General features: G+C 68.8%; 14 protein-coding genes. 6 read left to right on the plus strand and 8 right to left on the minus strand.

All coding sequences use genetic code 11. The features are described from left to right. Nucleotides 1-173: 173 nt before the first annotated feature. Nucleotides 174-956, plus strand: coding sequence for a TetR/AcrR family transcriptional regulator (locus tag OUA97_RS15770; protein ID WP_267232984.1), 783 nt, complete (start codon nt 174-176; stop codon nt 954-956). 171 nt (nt 957-1,127) lie between these two features. Here the strand turns inward: OUA97_RS15770 and OUA97_RS15775 are convergent, their stop codons facing one another. The 3 genes from OUA97_RS15775 to katG form a co-directional block, all read right to left on the minus strand. Continuing rightward, nucleotides 1,128-3,716 (minus strand): TonB-dependent receptor, encoded by a 2,589-nt coding sequence (locus OUA97_RS15775; RefSeq protein ID WP_267232985.1) that lies wholly within the window; start codon nt 3,714-3,716, stop codon nt 1,128-1,130. Between the two features lie 317 nt (nt 3,717-4,033). Next, the gene (locus OUA97_RS15780) at nt 4,034-4,615 is read right to left on the minus strand and encodes a hypothetical protein (RefSeq protein ID WP_267232986.1); all 582 of its coding nucleotides are present in this window, start codon (nt 4,613-4,615) and stop codon (nt 4,034-4,036) included. A 191-nt stretch (nt 4,616-4,806) separates the two neighbouring features. Continuing rightward, a complete protein-coding gene (gene katG, locus OUA97_RS15785) occupies nt 4,807-7,002 on the minus strand; it encodes a catalase/peroxidase HPI (protein ID WP_267232987.1) in 2,196 nt (731 codons plus the stop codon). 182 nt (nt 7,003-7,184) lie between these two features. Here katG and OUA97_RS15790 point away from each other — a divergent pair, with 182 nt between their 5' ends. Then, on the plus strand, nt 7,185-8,867 hold the full coding sequence (locus OUA97_RS15790; protein ID WP_267232988.1) for a sulfatase-like hydrolase/transferase: 1,683 nt from the start codon (nt 7,185-7,187) through the stop codon (nt 8,865-8,867). After that, the gene (locus OUA97_RS15795; protein WP_267232989.1) at nt 8,867-9,301 is read left to right on the plus strand and encodes a hypothetical protein; all 435 of its coding nucleotides are present in this window, start codon (nt 8,867-8,869) and stop codon (nt 9,299-9,301) included. Before OUA97_RS15790 ends, OUA97_RS15795 begins: the two co-directional genes overlap by 1 nt. Here OUA97_RS15795 and OUA97_RS15800 read toward each other — a convergent pair. Continuing rightward, nucleotides 9,298-9,714 carry a DUF1330 domain-containing protein gene (locus OUA97_RS15800; RefSeq protein WP_267232990.1) on the minus strand — a complete coding sequence of 139 codons (417 nt, stop codon included), beginning with the start codon at nt 9,712-9,714 and terminating at the stop codon, nt 9,298-9,300. The genes OUA97_RS15795 and OUA97_RS15800 overlap by 4 nt on opposite strands. 11 nt (nt 9,715-9,725) lie before the next feature. Continuing rightward, nucleotides 9,726-10,628, minus strand: coding sequence for a haloalkane dehalogenase (locus OUA97_RS15805; RefSeq protein WP_267232991.1), 903 nt, complete (start codon nt 10,626-10,628; stop codon nt 9,726-9,728). 88 nt (nt 10,629-10,716) lie between these two features. Here OUA97_RS15805 and OUA97_RS15810 point away from each other — a divergent pair, with 88 nt between their 5' ends. From OUA97_RS15810 to OUA97_RS15820, 3 genes are read left to right on the plus strand one after another with little or no spacing between them, the layout of a single operon-like run. Next, nucleotides 10,717-11,811 carry an MBL fold metallo-hydrolase gene (locus OUA97_RS15810; protein ID WP_267232992.1) on the plus strand — a complete coding sequence of 365 codons (1,095 nt, stop codon included), beginning with the start codon at nt 10,717-10,719 and terminating at the stop codon, nt 11,809-11,811. 12 nt (nt 11,812-11,823) lie between these two features. Further along, nucleotides 11,824-12,855, plus strand: coding sequence for a glutathione S-transferase family protein (locus tag OUA97_RS15815; protein WP_267232993.1), 1,032 nt, complete (start codon nt 11,824-11,826; stop codon nt 12,853-12,855). Nucleotides 12,856-12,904: 49 nt separating this feature from the next. After that, the gene (locus OUA97_RS15820; RefSeq protein ID WP_267232994.1) at nt 12,905-13,474 is read left to right on the plus strand and encodes a TetR/AcrR family transcriptional regulator; all 570 of its coding nucleotides are present in this window, start codon (nt 12,905-12,907) and stop codon (nt 13,472-13,474) included. Here the strand turns inward: OUA97_RS15820 and OUA97_RS15825 are convergent. The 3 genes from OUA97_RS15825 to OUA97_RS15835 all read right to left on the minus strand — a co-directional run. Beyond that, on the minus strand, nt 13,471-14,970 hold the full coding sequence (locus OUA97_RS15825; protein WP_267232995.1) for a S10 family peptidase: 1,500 nt from the start codon (nt 14,968-14,970) through the stop codon (nt 13,471-13,473). The genes OUA97_RS15820 and OUA97_RS15825 overlap by 4 nt on opposite strands. Beyond that, nucleotides 14,958-16,676 (minus strand): hypothetical protein, encoded by a 1,719-nt coding sequence (locus OUA97_RS15830; RefSeq protein WP_267232996.1) that lies wholly within the window; start codon nt 16,674-16,676, stop codon nt 14,958-14,960. Before OUA97_RS15830 ends, OUA97_RS15825 begins: the two co-directional genes overlap by 13 nt. Next, nucleotides 16,676-17,868 (minus strand): aminotransferase class V-fold PLP-dependent enzyme (locus OUA97_RS15835; protein ID WP_267232997.1); only part of this gene is annotated, 1,193 nt, incomplete at its 5' end. The genes OUA97_RS15835 and OUA97_RS15830, both read right to left, overlap by 1 nt.

Below are 17,868 nucleotides of genomic sequence, written 5' to 3' on the forward strand. Positions count from 1 at the left end.
CACATGGATCTGAGCCGCCATTGTCTCCCCAGGGCGGCTCAACCGCCGAGGCCTCAGTAGATCGCGATCCGCCGTGAGCTCGACCACGGCCGCCCTCGCGAGGGCCTCGGCGGCCTCCTTTGCCTCCGGTCGTCCCGCTACGCATACGGCGGGTCTTGCCGAACGGTCGCCGAATGCCGATTGATGCCGCGCAAGCGACCCGGGCGAGTCTCAAGCCTGGGCGCGGCAAAGCCTGCGCTTCCCAGCGAAGCAAGAAGAGCGGGCAAGGAGGAAATCAGGTGACCACGCAGATCCTACCGAGCGCGATCGGCATGTATCTCCCGGACTTCGTCCATGGGGTCGAGCGCGCCGGCGCTCAGCGGCGGCACCAACACCAGATCGATACGCTCCGCAGCAAGACCTTGGCCTCAGCCGCCGAGGTTCTGGCGGCCATCGGTCATGACCGGCTGAGCCTGAAGCACATCGCAGATCACGCAAAGGTCGGCATCGCCTCCATCTACTACTACTTCGCGAGCAAGGACGAGTTGCTGACGAGCCTGGCGATTCAGGGGTTCGAGGACCTGCGGCGCGACATGATCCACTTTGGGCAGGTCCCGGACTTCACCAGCCCGATGAGTGCGGCGACCAACGCGTTCCTGATGTTCGCGGAGGAACAGCCGGAATTGCTGTCCCTGATGTTCAGCGAACGGCTGATGGCCCGCTCGGTCGATCTGCGGGAAGCCGAGCAGGCGACGCTTGAGGCCTATTGCGCCGCGGTGGAGGCCGACGATCGCTTTCCGCGCCAGCACCGGCGAAGCGCCGCGCGGGCGGTTTGGGTGCTGGGCCGCGGGATCGCCAGCACCGCCGCATCCTATCCGGACCGCCGCATTCCTCGTGAGATCTTCGTCGATCTGCTGGCCGGGGCGTCGTTCCTGCTCCAGCCGCCTCAGGCGGCGGGGGCGACCGACGGTTCGTAGAGCGAAGCGCGCTAGGGCGGGTAAAAAAAGGCGAGCAGCCAAGCTGCTCGCCAAGTCGCAGGAAAGCGCGCGACAGGGAAGGGCGCCGTGCGCTGTACCGGTTGCGTGCGCCGCTCGTAGAGAGGCGCGCGGAACGGTGCGGGGCCGCCGATCTGGCGGCCCCATTGAGCCTTAGAAGCGGTACTGCAGCTCCAGCCCGTAGGTACGCGGGTAGATCAGGCTCACCTGGCGGCGGGCGCCGACGGCGGTAGGCGCCGTCGGGCTCGGCAACGAGCTGCCGAAGCCGACTTCATCGGTCACGTTCTTGACGAAACCGATCACCGTGTAGCGGCGATCAGCGTCGCGCCAGAGCACGCGCACGTCGCCGGTCGTGAACGACGGGGCGGTATAGATCGGGTTGTTGAACAGCCCCGATTGCTGGTCATCCACATAGGTCGCCGTGCCGTTGAAGATCAGCGAGCCGGGCGTGAAGTCCATCGTGTAGGTGGCGCCCAGGGTCAGCTTGTGGTGCGGCGAGAGCGGCAGGTCGTTGCCGACCAGCGACTGCAGCACGCGGCCGTTGGTGGCCGGGCCGACAGGCCGCGCGCCAGACGCGGTGGCCAGCGGGTCCACCGTATCGACGAAGCAGCAGCCCTCTTTGATCTCGGTGTTGAGATAGGCGTAGTTCGCGATGAACTGGAGCTCGCGGATCGGCGCCCATTGGGTTTCCAGTTCCAGGCCCCAGATGGCCGCGTCCAGGTTCAGGAACTGCGTCGCCGTGATGGTCCCCAGCGGCACGGTCAGCGGAGCCTGGAAGCCCTTGTAGTCGGTGTAGAACAGGGCCGAATTGACCTGCAGGCTGCGGCCGATGTTCTTCTTGGCGCCCAGCTCGAAGGAGTTGACGTACTCCGGATCGGCGTAGGGATCGGGCGACAGGCCGTTGGAGCCCAGCCAGCCGCCGGCCTTGTAGCCGCGCGAGTAGCGCAGATAGAGGTTGGTGTCGGAGTCCGGCTCCCACTGCAGGCCGAGCGTGCCGGTGAAGGCGTCCCAATCGCCCGAGAGCTCGCGCCGCAGGCCGCCGGTCGCATTCGCCTTCAGGTCCGCGGTCAGCGGATTGGCGGCGCACGAGGCGAGCGTCGTTCCGCCGCAGACCTGCTGGGTGGTGACGTCGACGGCGAAGCCTTGGGCGACGGCGGGCGGCACGGCGGCGCCGAAGGCGAGCGCCAGGGTCGGGATACGGGCGACATAGCGGGCGATGTCGTAACCGTCCTTCTCGTCATAGGTGTAGCGAAGACCGGCGGTCAGGGTCCAGTTCTCGGCGAACTCCCAGTCGATCTGGCCGAAGGCCGCGTAGGACTTCGTCTCCAGGTGGCCGTCCACATACAGGAAGGCTCCGCGGTCGTTGCGCGCCGCGGGCGTTCCTTGCAGGCTCAGCGGCTGGAACATGGCCGCATCGCCCATCACCTGGATGCCCTGCGGCTGATCGTAGGTCTGGGAGTACTGGTAGACGCCGACGATCCAGTTCAGCGGGCCTTCGCCGTTGGACGCCAGGTTGATCTCGTTCGACAACCAGCTCTGGCGCTCTTCGTAGAAGGTGCGCGCGTCGGTGGAGACGCCGCGTGCGGTGAAGGCGGCCATGGGGCCCGGTCCGTCAAGATCGACGAGGATGTCCTGCGCCGCGGTGCGGGACGCGCCGTCGGAGTCGGTCGAGGTGTTGTAGTCGTACTGCTGGTAGCCGCCGAGATACTTCAGCGTCGCCCAGCCGAGGTCGGTCGTGACGTCCAGGTGCAGGCGGTGGTGGTTGTCGAGCGAGCCGTAGTTCCGCGAATTGACGTTCTGGGTGTACGGATCCTTGAGCCCGGGGTTGGTCTGGGTCAGGCCATAGTTGGTGTTGTAGTACAGCGCGCTGGTGCCCGCGCCGGTGAAGGACGTCGTGTCGTAGGGCGACAGGTTGTTGGTGAAGGTGTTGCCGATGCCGTAGCCGTCGTCCCAGTCGAACTTGGTGTAGCGCAGACGGGCGGTGGTGTTGTCGCCGAGATCGGCCTCGATCTGGGCCTCCAGCGTGTAGCGGTTGGCCGTCGCGCCGCCTTCAGCCGAGCCGGCGTTGTTCAGGAAGCCGCGCTCGCGCCGCTCCATCGAGGCGCCCACCAGGAAGCGCAGGTTGTCGGCCACCGGGCCGCGCACCATCGCATCGAAGCGGTAGGACTCGTAGTTGCCGACCATGGCGCGGACTTCGCCGTTGAAGTCCTCGGTCGGGCGCTTGGCGATGATGTTCATCGCGCCGCCGATCGAGTTGCGGCCGTAGAGCGTGCCTTGCGGGCCGCGCAGCACTTCCGTGCGCTCGATGAACAGCGACGGCGTCGAGGCGTCGGCCATGGAGTTGGAGAAGATGCCGTCCGAGTACAGCGCCACCGAGGGGTCGGTGCCGATGGCGTTCGTCAGGCGGCCGATGCCGCGGACCGACATGCGGTCATTGCTCGTATAGCTCAGGCTGGGCGTCATGCGGGCGAGGTCTTCGACCGTGTTGACGCCCATGACGTCGCGCTTCTCGCTGGTGTAGGCCGAGATCGCGACCGGGACGTCCTGCAGGCTCGCGTCGCGCTTTTCGGCGGTGACCACGATCTCTTCGACCAGTGAACCTGAATCGGCGTCGGACGATTGGGCCAGCGCCTGCGAGGCGATGGCGCTCAGAGCGGTCGCAGAGGCCCCGGCCACCAGCAGCGCGCGCCAGCGCGATCCTGCCTTAAACGTGCGGCGCACGCCGCCAAGGTGAGTGGTCATGAGATCCTCCGAAACGGTTACTGTTTTTCGTTGCGGCGGACCACGGCGACTCGAATCCGATTTGAAAACCCCCAAAGGTGGCAAAGCGCTCTACGTGCGGTGGTCGTCGTCGCTTGTGGCGCGAAGGACACGTTATGGCCCGCTGAGGTCCGGTTGTTTTGCATACCGGCGCCAAAAATCGACCGGTGGTTTGCGACTCCCGGACGGCTGTGGACTCAAAAATCGAGCAGTCGAGCGGTGTCCGGGTTCGGGATCGCGGCCCTTGGCCGTCGACATCCAGACGCTGGTGATCGGGCGCGCGCGCCGACCGCCGCGCTTCAGTCCCAATCGGAGTCCTTTTTCTTTCTCGGCGCGAACAGGCCGGGATAGGGGCCCTTGCCGATGCGGTACTCGCACCAGACGTCGTCCTTCGGGCATTCGAACTCGCCGTCGAACTGCTTCTTCAGCTTGGGACTGACGACGGCGTAGGTCGGGCCGTCCTGGGCGCCGGCCGCCAGCTTTCGCGCGCAGGCTTCCTGTTCGGCCTTGGTGAGCGCGAGGAACTCCGCCGATCGGCAGCCGACGCCCGCGCGAAGCGTTCGGCGCAACCCGTCCTTCTGCGGCGCTTCACCGTCCTGCACGCGCCATGCCTGGTCGGCGGCCCGCCGCGGCGCGGTATGGCGGCTCACTGTGGGTAGGGGGTTCGGGCGTGCCGCGGCGGGGGCGGGCGTCGGCTTGCTGCGCGCCGGGCTCGACGGCGGGGCGCGGCGTAGCGGCGGCGCCAGGAGTACGTCAATGACGGTGTCGTCGTCAGGAGGCGGCTCTTGCCGCGCAAGCAGCAGGCCGGCCGCGATCAGCCCATGGAGGGCGCTCGCCAGAAGAATCGCCGCAGCGGGGCGCAGGCCGGAGGGGTGTCGCACTGCAGAACCTTACAAACCAGGTCCGGCGGACCCGCGGCCGCCAATCCAGGGATCGGCTGCGGCGGCACTAAGGCGCGGGCGTGTCGATGCGGCGTGGGTTTTGCGTCAGGTCGGCCACAAAGCTGAACCATAAGACGGCTCGGTGGCGAGCTGAGCGCAGCCGGGCGAAGCGGCCCGACTGCGCTCAGGGCTTAGGCGAGGTCGAAGCGGTCGGCGTTCATGACCTTGGTCCAGGCGGCGACGAAGTCTTTGACGAACTTCTCGCCCGCGTCGGCTGAGGCATAGACCTCGGAGAGGGCGCGCAGCTGGGAGTTGGAGCCGAACACCAGGTCGGTGCGGGTGGCGGTCCAACGCTCGGCCTTGGTCTGGCGATCCGTGCCGAGGAACAGCTCGTCGCCGTGGCCGTCGATGGCCTTCCACGCCGTCTTCATGTCGAGCAGGTTGACGAAGAAGTCGTTGGTCAGCTGGCCGGGACGGTCGGTGAGCACGCCGTGCTTCTGGCCGCCGGTGTTGGCGCCCATCACACGCAGGCCGCCGACCAAGACGGTCATCTGCGGGGCCGAGAGCCCCAGCAGCTGAGCGCGATCGACCAGCAGTTCCTCGGTCGGCACGTTGAAGGCCACCTGCAGATAGTTGCGGAAGCCATCGACCCGCGGCTCAAGCACCGCGAAGCCCTCGACGTCGGTCTGCTCCTGCGAAGCGTCGGTGCGGCCCGGCGTGAACGGAACCTCGATCTTGTGGCCCGCGGCCGCGGCGGCCGTCTCGACGCCGACCGATCCGCCCAGGACGACCAGGTCGGCGATCGACACGGTCTTGGCGCCGTCAAACCCGGCCTTGATGTCCTCATAGACCTTGAGGACCTTGGCGAGCTTGGCTGGTTCGTTGACCTCCCAGTCCTTCTGGGGCGCCAGGCGAATACGGCCGCCGTTGGCGCCGCCGCGGTGGTCGGACCCGCGATAGGTCGAGGCCGAGGCCCAGGCGGTCGAGACCAGTTCGGCCACGGAAAGGCCCGAGCCGGCGATCTTGTCCTTCAGCGCCTTGATGTCGGCCGCATCGATGACCGGGCCCTTCTGGGCCGGGACCGGGTCCTGCCAGATCAGGTCTTCGGCCGGCACTTCCGGGCCGAGGTAGCGGGCCTTCGGGCCCATGTCCCGGTGGCAGAGCTTGAACCAGGCGCGGGCGAAGGCGTCGGCGAAGTGGGCCGGATCGTTGCGGAAGGCCTCGGAGATCTTGCGGAAGCCAGGATCGACCTTCAGGGCCATATCGGCCGTGGTCATCATGGTCGGCACGCGGCGGTCGGGGCTGTGGGCGCCCGGCGCCATGTCCTCTGGCTTCTGATTGACCGGCTGCCACTGCTTGGCTCCGGCGGGGCTGCGCACCAGTTCGTACTCGTAGTCGAGCAGCATGTGGAAGAAGGTGTTGTCCCACTTGATCGGCGTGGGGGTCCATGGGCCTTCCAGTCCCGAGGTGATGGTGTGGTCGCCCATCCCGCTCTCGTGGCCGCTCTGCCAGCCCAGGCCCTGCTGGGCGATGTCGGCGCCTTCCGGGGCGGCCCCGACCTTGGAGGCGTCGCCGGCCCCGTGCGCCTTGCCGAAGGTGTGGCCGCCGGCCGTCAGCGCGACGGTCTCTTCGTCGGTCATGCCCATCCGGTGGAAGGTCTCGCGGATGTCGCGCGCGGACGCCAGGGCGTCGGCCACGCCGCCGGGGCCTTCCGGATTGACGTAGATCAGGCCCATCTGGATCGCCGCCAGCGGGCTTTCCAGCACCAGGTTCTTCTCAGGCTGGATGCGGGTCTCGTTGCCTTCCTGGCCGACCCACAGCTCCTCGGTGCCCCAGTAGACGTCGCGCTCAGGTTCCCAGACGTCGGCGCGGCCGCCGCCGAAGCCGAACACCGGGCCGCCCATGGACTCGATCGCCACGTTGCCGGCCAGGATCATCAGGTCGGCCCAGGAGAGGTTGGCGCCGTACTTCTGCTTGATCGGCCACAGCAGGCGGCGGGCCTTGTCGAGGTTGCCGTTGTCCGGCCACGAGTTCAGCGGCGCGAACCGTTGCTGGCCCGCGTTCGCGCCGCCGCGGCCGTCGCCGGTGCGGTAGGTGCCGGCGCTGTGCCAGGCCATGCGGATGAAGAACGGGCCGTAGTGGCCGTAGTCGGCCGGCCACCAGGGTTGGCTGTCGGTCATCAGCGCAGTCAGGTCACGCTTCACGGCCTGATAGTCGAGCGCCTTGAAGGCTTCGGCATAGTTGAAGTCCGCGCCCATGGGGTCGTCGGTTCGGAGGATCTCCAGGGAGAGGTGGTTCGGCCACCAGTCCCGATTGGTGCGACCGAGCAGCGAGCGCAGCGCGCCGCGTTCCTTGCGCGGGTCATTGAGCGGGGATGCGTCATCCATGTCGAAGTTCTCCCGTAACGGCGATCTTTCGAAAGCGTAGGCCCAGGATTTCCCCCTGGCCAATGGGAAAACTCTGTCGCCGCCATTGAGAGGATCAATGGACCCGACGCGCCTGAGCCGGGGGTTGTCGCTGGATCAATATAATGGCACGGTTAGTGTCAATAAAAGGTCGGGAGGCGACGATGAAGCGGCGTTGGAAGTGGCTGGGCGCGTCGGTGCTGGTGCTGGCGGCGGGGGCCGGGCTGGCGGCGGCCAACCGCACGACGATCCTGTCGATGGTCGCCCGCGCGCAGATGCCGCCGGTCGAGGACAACCGCGCCGTGACCTGGGCCCAGGGCCCGCAGGCGCCGGCCGAGGGCGAACGGCCGCCGAACGTGGTGTTCATCCTGGCCGACGACCTCGGATACAACGACATCACCATCAATGGGGGCGGGGTGGCCGACGGCGCCGTGCCGACGCCCAATATCGACTCCATCGGCCAGCAGGGCGTGGTGTTCGCGGCGGGCTACGCCGGCAACGCCACCTGCGCGCCCTCGCGCGCGGCGATCCTGACCGGTCGCTACCCGACCCGCTTCGGCTTCGAGTTCACGCCGGCCCCGGTGGCGTTCGAACGCATGGTCGGCACCGAGGCCGAGCCCGGCGCGATCGTGAAGCCGAAGTTCTTCGCCGACCGCATCAAGGACATGCCTCCCGGAAGCACCGCGCGGAATCCGGCCGCGGTCAACGAGCTCAGCATGCCGTCTGGTGAAATCACCATCGCCGAAGTGCTGAAGGCGAGGGGCTATCACACCGTCCACCTGGGCAAGTGGCACCTGGGCGGCAAGAAGGGATCGCGGCCTGAGGACCAGGGCTTCGACGAGAGCCTGGGCTTCATCGCCGGCGGCTCGATGTTCCTGCCGGAGAAGGACCCGAACGTCGTCAACTCCAAGCAGGACTGGGACGCCATCGACCGTTTCCTGTGGCCGAACCTGCCCTATGGCGTGCAGTTCAATGGCTCGCCGATGTTCCGGCCGCGCGGCTACATGACCGACTATCTGGGCGACGAGGCGGTGAAAGCGATCAAGGCCAACCGCAACCGGCCGTTCTTCCTCTACTTCGCGCCGAACGCGATCCACACGCCGCTGCAGGCCACCAAGGCCGACTACGACGCCCTCCCGCAGATCAAGGACCACCGCACGCGGGTCTACGGGGCCATGACCCGCAACCTCGACGCCAACATCGGCAAGATCCTCCAGGCGCTGAAGGACGAGGGGCTGGACCAGAACACCCTGGTGATCTTCTCCAGCGACAACGGCGGGGCCGGCTATGTCGGGCTGCCGGACGTCAACAAGCCCTATCGCGGCTTCAAGTCGACCTTCTTCGAGGGCGGGGTGCGCACCCCGTTCTTCATGCGCTGGCCGGGGGCAATCCAGCCGGGATCGACCTATGGCTATCCGGTCGGGCACATCGACATCTTCGCCACCGCCGCGGCGGCGGGCGGCGCGCCGCTGCCGAGCGACCGGCCGATCGACGGCGTCGACCTGCTGCCGCACGTGCAGGGCAAGAACCCGGCACGGCCGCACCAGACGCTGTTCTGGCGCTCGGGCCAGTACAAGGCCGTGCTCGACGGCGACTGGAAGCTGCAGGTCAACGGCGCGCGCGACAAGGTCTGGCTCTACGACCTGGCCAGCGATCCGACCGAGCAGCGCGACCTGGCCGCCGCCCAGCCGGAGAAGGTCAAGACGCTGAAGGACCTGATCGCCCGCCAGGACGCCCAGAGCGTCAAGCCGATCTGGCCCTCGCTGCTGCAAGGGCCGGTGTTCGTCGACAAGCCGGGCGGCGTTCCTCAGAAGGCCGGCGACGAATACATCCTCTGGGACAACTGATGACGGGGCTGCTCCCGCCGTCGACCAACGCTCAGTACCGTGGCGCCCGCGTCTCGGTCTGGGCGCTCGGCCTGGCGGCGTTGCTGACCCTTGGTCCTGGCCTGATCCACAGCTTCCTGCCCGACGGCGGAGCGGTCTCGATCGCCGGCCTCGACCTCGGAGACCGCCGCGACGTGGTGGTGGGCGTCTTCGCCTGGCAGGGAGCCACGCAGATCGCCTTTGGCCTGGTTTTGCTGGCGGTGGCTGTCCGCTACCGGAGCCTGACGCCGCTCATGCTGTGCCTGCTGCTGATCGAACGAGGGCTGATGGCGCTGCAGGGTTGGTGGCTGCGGGCTCCGGCCAGCGGCCACCATCCGCCGGAGCACTATGCGAGCCTGGTCGGCGCCGGGCTCGCCCTGGTCTTCCTGGCGCTGTCGCTGCGACCGCGGACCTAGAAGCCGGCGCCAGGCTTGGTGCGGATGTTCAGCTGCCCGGCCAGGCCCGCGGTGCGGTGATGCTCGATGGCGTGCATCTGCGGCGACATCGCCATCTGCTGGAAGGCGGCAAGCGAGGGGTATTCGGCCAGGGCGATCATGTCCCAGAGATCCTCGACCTCGCCGATCAGCAAGCCTGTGACATGGCCGCCGTAGCGAACCTTGCCGCCGAGGCCCTCGACCAGTTTGCGCACCTCATCGGCGTAGCGGGCATAAGCCTCGGCTCCGGTCAGATGGCCGTCGGCGCCGTCGGAGTACTCGGCCTTCGGCTTGAACTTCAGCAGGTTGACCATGACGAAGGGCCCGTCCTCGGCGCCGCCGAAGAACTCCATGGCCTGCTCGTGGGGTGGATAGACGGCATTGACGACATTCATGGGCGGGCTCCTTAGCCGCGACGGGTGATAAGGCCGGCGATCACCTCGACGATGGCGTCGGGGCTGTCTTCCTGCAGGAAGTGGCCGCCGTGCAGGGTGACGTGCGGCTGACCCTGGGCGCCGGGCACGCGGGCCTGGAACGGGGCCTCGCCGCCCTTGGTGATCGGGTCGCCGTCGCTGAAGGCGGTGATCAACGGCCGATCGAAGCGCTCCAGCACCTTCCAGGCCTCGAGGTTCTGGGCGACGGAGGCGTGCTCGGGCGTCACAGGAACCAAGGCGGGGAACTGGCGCGCGCCTTCCTTGTAGCTCTCATCCGGATAGGGGGCGTCGTAGGCGGCGACCTCTTCCGGCGACAGGTCGCGAACCGTGCCGCCGTTGATCAGCATGCCGATCGGCATCTGCGGGACCGACTGGCTGAAGGTGAGCCAGGCCTTGAAGCCGTCGGTCATGCCGCCGCCGGTCGGCAGGCCGGTGTTGGCCACGACGACGCCGGCGAACCGCTCAGGGAAGGCGGCGACCAGCCGCAGGCCGATCAGCCCGCCCCAGTCCTGGCAGAACAGCGTCAGCCCTTTCAGGTCCAGGTCGGTCAGCCAGGCGCTCATCCAGGCCACGTGCCGCTCGTAGGTGTAGTCGGCGCGGTCGGCCGGCTTGTCGGAGCGGCCGAAGCCGATGAGGTCCGGCGCGATCACCCGGCAGCCCTTGGCGACCAGGCCGGCGATCACCTTGCGATAGAGGTAGGCCCACGACGGCTCGCCGTGCAGCAGCAGGACCGGGGCGCCGTCGCGCGGGCCTTCGTCGACATAGTGCAGGCGCAGGGCCGTACCGTCCGCATCCGTGATCTCGTGGTAGCGCGGCGCATAGGGCCAGTCGGTCAGGGCGGCGAAACGTTCGTCCGGGGTGCGCAGGATCCGCATCAGGGCCTCGGGGCTAGCCAGTCGTTGAAACTAATGACACTATGCGTGTCATTATATTCCGGGCGGGTCAAGCCAGGGGAGGAAAGCGATGGCGCGTGGATGGAAAATCGGCCTGGCTGTAGCGGCGGCCGTCGTGGTCGCGGCGGTCGGCGTCTGGGCCTTCCGGGGCCAGATCGCGGTGGCGGCGATGGAGCGCACGTTCGACAAGGCGATGGCCCCCGATTTCTATTCTGACCTGCCGGACGGCCTGCACGTCGGGCTGTGCGGCTCGGGCTCGCCGATGCCGGATCCCGGACGGGCCGGGCCCTGCACGGTGGTGCTGGCCGGCCGCCAGCTGTTCGTCATCGACGCAGGGGCGGGGGGCACGAAGAACCTCGCCTTGATGAACCTGCCGCCGGGCAGGGTCGATGCGGTGCTGCTGACCCACCTGCACTCCGACCACATCGACGACCTGGGCGAGCTGATGCTGCAGCGCTGGGCCGGCGGCGGGCGCACCGCGCCGGTTCCGGTCTACGGCCCACTGGGCGTAGACAAGGTCGTGGCGGGGTTCCAAGAGGCCTATCTGATCGACCGCGGGTTCCGCATCGCCCACCACGGTGAAAAGGTCACCCCGCCGAGCGGATTCGGCGGGACGGCCCATCCGTTCGAGGCGCCGCGCAACGGACCGGACGTGGTGCTGATCGAGACCCCGGACCTGAAGGTCGCCGCCTTCCCGGTCGAGCATGCGCCGGTGGAGCCGGCGGTCGGCTACAAGTTCGTCTACAAGGGCCGTAGCGTGGTGATCAGCGGCGACACCGCGGTCTCGGCGCGGGTCGAGGCCGCCGCCAAGGGCGCGGACGTCCTGGTGCACGAGGCGCTGGCCCCCAACCTGGTCGCCATCCAGAACCGGGCCGCGGCCAAGCACGGGCGCACGAACCTGGCGGCCATCACCCACGACATCCTGTCGTATCACACGCCTCCGGAGGACGCGGCGCGGATCGCCGAGCGCGCGGGCGCGCGCTACCTGCTGCTGACCCACATCATCCCGCCGCTGCCGATCCGGGCGCTGGAAGGGCCGTTCCTGGGCGACTCCCGCAAGCTCTATTCCGGCCAACTGCGGGTCGGGCACGACGGCGACCTGATCAGCCTGCCGGCCGGGAGCGACGAGATCGGCTACACTAATCGCCTGGCGATCTTCCAATAGGAGGCGTTCGAGATGAAGGACCCCATCGCGCTCTCCGGCGCGCCCGGTTCGCCCTATACCCGCAAGATGCTGGCGGTGCTGCGCTACCGGCGCATTCCCTACCGCTTCCTGCCGGCGTCGGGTCCGGCGCTCGCCGGCCTGCCGCAGCCGAAGGTCTCGCTGCTGCCGACCTTCTACCTGCCCGACGAGAACGGCGAGCTGGCGGCGGTGACCGACTCCAGCCCGATCATTCGCCGGCTGGAGCGCGAGCATGGCGGCCGCAGCCTGATCCCCGACGACCCGGCCCTGGCCTTCCTCGACGAGCTGATCGAGGACTATGCCGACGAATGGCTGACCAAGGCCATGTTCCACTACCGCTGGGCCTATGAGGCCGACATCGCCAAGTCGGCGGCGATCCTGCCGTGCTGGCGCGGCTTCTGCGTGCCCGACGAGGAGTTGGCTGCGCGCGGCCGGCAATTCGCCGAGCGCCAGATCGGCCGCCTGCGCTATGTCGGCTCCAACTCTGTGACCGGGCCGCTGATCGAGGCGAGCTATCAGCGGTTCCTGGCGGCGTTCGAGGCGCACCTGCGCCACTGGCCCTATCTGCTCGGCCGCAGGCCTGGCGCGGGGGACTTCGCGGTGTTCGGACAGCTGACCCAGCTGGCGGCCTTCGATCCCACCCCGATGGCCCTGACCCTGCGCGCCGCGCCGCGCGTCGCCGCCTGGGTCGGGCTGATGGAAGACCTGTCGGGGCTGGAGCCAGGCGAGGAGGACTGGATCGCCCCCGCCGCGCCGCCGCCGACCCTGGCGCCCTTGCTGGCCGAGATCGGGCGCGGCTACGTCCCGGTGATGCTCGCCAACGCGCAGGCGGTGATGGCCGGCGCCGCGGAGGTCGAAGCGAGCGTGGAGGGGCGGCCGTGGAGCCAGCAACCGTTCCCCTATCAGGCCAAATGCCTGCGTTGGCTGCGGGAGGCTCACGGCAAGCTCGACGTCGAGGCGCGCGGTTTGGTCGACGCCCTGTTGGCCGGGACCGGCTGCGAAACACTGTTCGCCCCTGGAGCTTGACCCCCGCAGGCCTTAGTCAGGGTGCAAAGAGACTGCGGGGACGGCGCGCTTGAGTCAGAAACGGTCGGCGGACGGACGGCGGCGGCGGGGCGAGGACAACCGCGCCCGGATCGTTGCGGCCATGCTGGAGATCATCCAGGAGGGCGAGGTGTCGCCCAGCGCCGAGCAGGTCGCCGAGCGCGCCGACGTCGGCTTGCGCACCGTGTTCCGGCACTTCAGCGACATGGACAGCCTCTACTCCGAGATGTCCGAGGCGATCGAGCAGATGATGCAGGCCGCGGTCGACCGGCCGTTCAAGTCGGCCGACCCGCGTGAGCGCGTCGTCGAACTGGTCGCCCGGCGTGCGGCGGTGTTCGAGAAGATCGCCCCGTTCAAGCGCGCTTCGGACGCCCTGCGTCACCGCTCTCGATTCCTTGAGGCCGGCAGCGAACGGTTAGTGGCGGCGCTGCGCATGATCCTGGTGCGTGAACTGCCGCCGCAGGTCGACCCACTGACGGTCGAGACCCTCGACCTGCTGCTGAGTTGGGAAAGCTGGGCGAGGCTGCGGCGCGAGCAGGGGCTCAGCCCCGCCCGCGCGCGCCAGGTTCTGGAGGCCTCGGTTCGGAGGCTGCTCGCCTAGGGGCGCAACCGCTCGGCCAGGAACGCGCGGATGTCGGCGGCCAGCAGCCGCGCGCTGTCGTCGCCGAGATAGGGCATGTGTCCGGACGGATAGACCTTCATGGTCAGCCGCTCGCGCGCCAGGCCCGAGTGGCGCGCCACGTTCTCGAGCGCGCCGAGGGTGGTGACGAGGTCGTAGTAGCCGGAGCCGGTGAACACCACGAGCGAGGGGTTGCGACGCATGGCGGTGGCGAGGTCTTCGGCGTAGTTGCGCGGGCCGGGACCCCAGTTCCAGCGCGAATTGACCTCGGTGAAGGCGATCGCCTGGTAGGTCGAGGGGGCGCGAACCTTCAGCTCCCGCTCCACATACTCGTTGATGCCGGCGACGAAGGACGGCGTGTACTGGCCCATGGCCGGGTCGTCGGCGACGGGATCGCCGCCGCTGGCGGCCAGCGGCAGGGTGTAGCGGCCGTCATAGGCGCCGATCTGGAGGCCCTGGTCCTTCAGCAGCAGTTCGCCGAACTTGGACAGCGAGATGCGCAGGTCGGCGTCCAGCCAGGTCCGGGCCGGAAGCCCGGTCAGGGCGGCGAGCCCCTCGGCGACCTTGGCCTTGTCGGCGGCGGGCAGGTCCTCGCCCGCATAGAGGGCCGGCAGATAGACCTCGCGGGCGAACTTGCGGGCGGCTTCGGCGGCGCCTTCAGCCGAACTCGCGGCGGCCTTGCCGTGGACCCAGGCGGTGGCGGCCATGGTCGGCAGGCTGGACAGCGCGGCGCGAGCGTCGCCGGCCCCGCCGCCGCGGTTCATGTCGAACGACGGGCCCAGGATGATGACGCCGTTGAGGGTGGTCGCGCCCAGCGCGCCGGCCGGCGACATCGGGCCGCCCATCAGGTTGGTCGCCACGACCGAGGCGCGGACCGTGCCGTAGCTTTCGCCCATCAGGTACTTCGGCGAATTCCAGCGGCCGTTGGCGGTCAGCCAGGTCTGAATGAATTCGCTGGTGGCGCGCGCGTCCTGGGTGACGCCGTAGAAGTCTTCGGCCCGGCCGCCGGGCAGCAGGCGGCTGTAGCCGGTGCCGACCGGGTCGATGAACACTAGGTCGGCGACGTCGAGCAGCGAGTAGGGATTGTCCTCGAGCGTGAAGGGGGGGACGGTCGGGGGCTTGACCGGGTCGGCCATGGCGATGCGGCGCGGGCCCAGCATGCCCATGTGCAGCCACACCGACGACGAGCCCGGCCCGCCGTTGAACACGAACACGACCGGGCGGTCGGCCTTCGCCCCCTTGGCCACATAGGAGAAGCTGAACAGGCTGGCGGCCGGCTGGCCGTTGGCGCCCTTCAGGATCGTCTCCTGCAGGGTGGTGCGATAGGCGACCTTCTTGCCCATGAAGACGCCGGCGTGGTCGCTGGCGAACACGCGCGGCGCGGCGATCGCCGCGGCGGGGTCAGGCGCGGCCAGCGACGGCGGCGCGACCGCGGCGAGCAGCAGGGCGGCGGCGATCGCCGAAGTCAGATGGCGCATTGATTGTCCGGCACTTGAGGAACGCGCGCCCAGCGGTAGCCGTCCAGGGCCTGGCCGCGTGGCAGGTAGGTGATGGCCAGGTCGCGGCCGTCGCGGCGGATCTTCAGGGTGATGGTCTGCTCGGGCTTGGCCTGGACGGCGTCCAGCACCACGGCCTCGGTGACCTCGTCGCCGTCGCGGACGCCGGCGGCGGCCGCCTGAGAGCCGGCGACCAGGCCCTTCACGATCCGCGGGCTGGCGGTCAGCGAGGCGCTGTCGAAGCCGAGCTCGAAGGCGCGGAAGCTGGCGGCCTCGCGCTCGAAGCAGGGACCATAGGCGTCCGACGGCGGGACCAGCAGCTTGCCTGCCATCATGGCGGCGTGCTCGGCGCGGGCCTGCGGCCCGAGCTCGGCGGCGACGAGTTCCAGCCAGGCCTCGGTGTCGTATGACTGGCCGGCGGCGCGGCGGGCCAGCATCGCCTTGACCAGGTCGTCCAACCGGCGCTTTCCGCCCGACTTGGCGCGCACCTGCGCGTCGACCATTGCCATGTAGAAGGCGCCGCGGTCGTAGGGCAGCTTGCGCACGCGGGTGTCGCTCCAGAACTTGGCGGCGATCTCCTCGGCCGGAGCGGTGTTGACCGGATTGCCGTAGTAGCTCTGCGCCCGCTCGTTGATCTGCGCCAGGAAGTCGTCGGTCGTGATCAGGCCGGAACGCCAGGGAATGGTCGCCGAGTAGAACTCCGCCAGCCCTTCGCCGTACCAGGAAACGACGCCGTTCGGGCCGTTCAGGCCGCCCGGCCAGTTGTGGACGATCTCATGCGCCAGGTGATGGCGCATGCCGTCGACGGTCGGGACCGGATCGTCGCCGAAGCCCGACATGAACGAGTTGATCAGCCCGGCGCCGCCAGTCCCAGGATAGGGATTGTGGCGGAAGAACACGCGGTAGGGCTTGTCGGATTCGCCGAAGAAAGTGGCGATCGCGGTGCGCGCCTTCTCGGTCCAGCTGGCGACCGCCGGTACGTCGAACGGCGGAGTTCCCAGCCAGTAGATCGCGAACGGCTGGCCGCTTGAGGCCTCCGGATAGCTCCTCAGCGGACCGGCCATGTAGAAGGTGTTGGCGAGCAGCTCCACCGGGCCGACCAGCTTCAGGGGGCCTTCGCCCAGGCTCTGGGCGCCGCGCGATCCCGCGGGCATGGCGGCCAGGTCCCAGTCGAGGCTCAGGCTGTAGGGGGCGCTGCTGTCGGGCAGGGCCAGGAAGGTCACGCCGGCGCCGTTCAGGCCGCCGGCCTCGGGCCGCAGGTCGAACGGCGGACCCGAGCCGAGCTTGGGCCGGAACGCGGTGGCGGCGGCGGTGTAACGGACGGTGACGTCGCCCTGCGTCGGGCGGGCGACCTGCCAGCGGCGGAAATACATGAAGTTGGACGGATCGGCCGGGTCGTCCTTCTGGACCAGCGGGACCGGGCCTTTGGCGTCGACGACCTCGATCTGGGCCGCCTCGTACTGTTGGGTCGTCACCGAGGCGAAGACCATCGGCAGACGCAGGAAGGCTTGGCCCGGCTTGGCGTTCGGGGCCTGCAGCTTCAGCGTCACTCCTACCTTGTCGACCGCGCCGGACGTCTGGTGCGGGGCGAGGGTCAGGTTCAGGGCGGGCGGCGCGGTCTGGGCGCCGGCGCTCGTGGCGAGAGCCAGGGCGGCCGCAGCGGCGGCCAGCAGGGTCTTGGTCTTCATCAGGCGGGCGGGGTCCGTGGCAGCGCCGACAGCAGTCGGTCGACGTCGTTCATGTCGTTGAACACCGCCAGCGAGACCCGGAAGCGGTTCTGCGAGACGGTCAGGCGGATGTCGGCGGCCTTCATCAGGTCGCCGAGCTTGGCGCGGGCGTCCTTGAGCGCGAAGGCGACCAGGGCGGTCTGCGAGTCCAGCGGCGTCATCGGCCGATAGCCGCGGCCGCGCAGTTCGGTCTGCACCGCCTTGATCAGCGGCTGGCGCGCGGCCTGGATGGCGGGAACGCCCAGATCCCGGATGAAGCCCAGCGAGTGGTCGAGCTGGACGACGCCGGTCCAGGAAGTGGTGCCCATGGCGAACTTGCCCGCGGCGTCGGGCGACATGCCGTAGGTGGCCGCGCCGGGGCCTGGCTCGTCATAGGGGAAGACGTGCGACTTGAAGGCGTTGATCTGGTGATAGCCCCACCACGGCCGCTTCACCCTGTCCTGGATCTCCTTGCGGACATAGAGGAAGCCCAGGCCGAAATCGCCCATCAGCCATTTGTAGGAAGACGCCGCGGCGAAATCGACGCCGGCTGCGCGCAGGTCGATCGGCGTGATCCCGGCCGCGTGGACCATGTCGACATAGACATAGGCGCCGTGGGCGTGGGCCAGGTCGCAGACCGCCTTCAGGTCGTGCGCGAAGCCGTTGGTGGTCGAGACCGCGCTGATCGAGACCAGCTTGGTTTCGTCGTTCACCGCCGCCGCCATCTGGCCCATGTCGATGCGGCCGTCCTCCGTCATCGGCAGGGTGACGACCTCCATGCCGGCCTTGCCGAGTTCGCCATAGGTGTAGAATGAGCCGAAGAAGTGCAGGGCGTCGGTGACGATGCGGCCGCCGCTCTCCGGAATGCCCAGCGCGCGGATCACAAGGTTCTCGCCCATGGTCGTGGACTGGATCAGCGACAGCTCGTCCGGCGCGGCGCCCACCAGTTCGCCGAACTTGGCGATCATCGCCTCTTCCTTGGCCCCGACGCTGTAGCCCGTGACCGCGCCGTCCTGGGTCTTGTAGCGGAGGTACTCCTCCAGCGCCGCACGCGCGCCCAGCGGCATCGGGTGGGTTGAGCCCGCGTCCAGATAGGTGAACGGCATCTTGGCGAAGGCGTCCTTGGCCGGCAGCCGGGCCGGGGTGCGGGACGCCGGGGCCGCCGCGGCCGACT

It is taken from the genome of Phenylobacterium sp. 58.2.17 (genome assembly GCF_026411515.1).
Classification (GTDB): Bacteria; Pseudomonadota; Alphaproteobacteria; order Caulobacterales; family Caulobacteraceae; genus Phenylobacterium.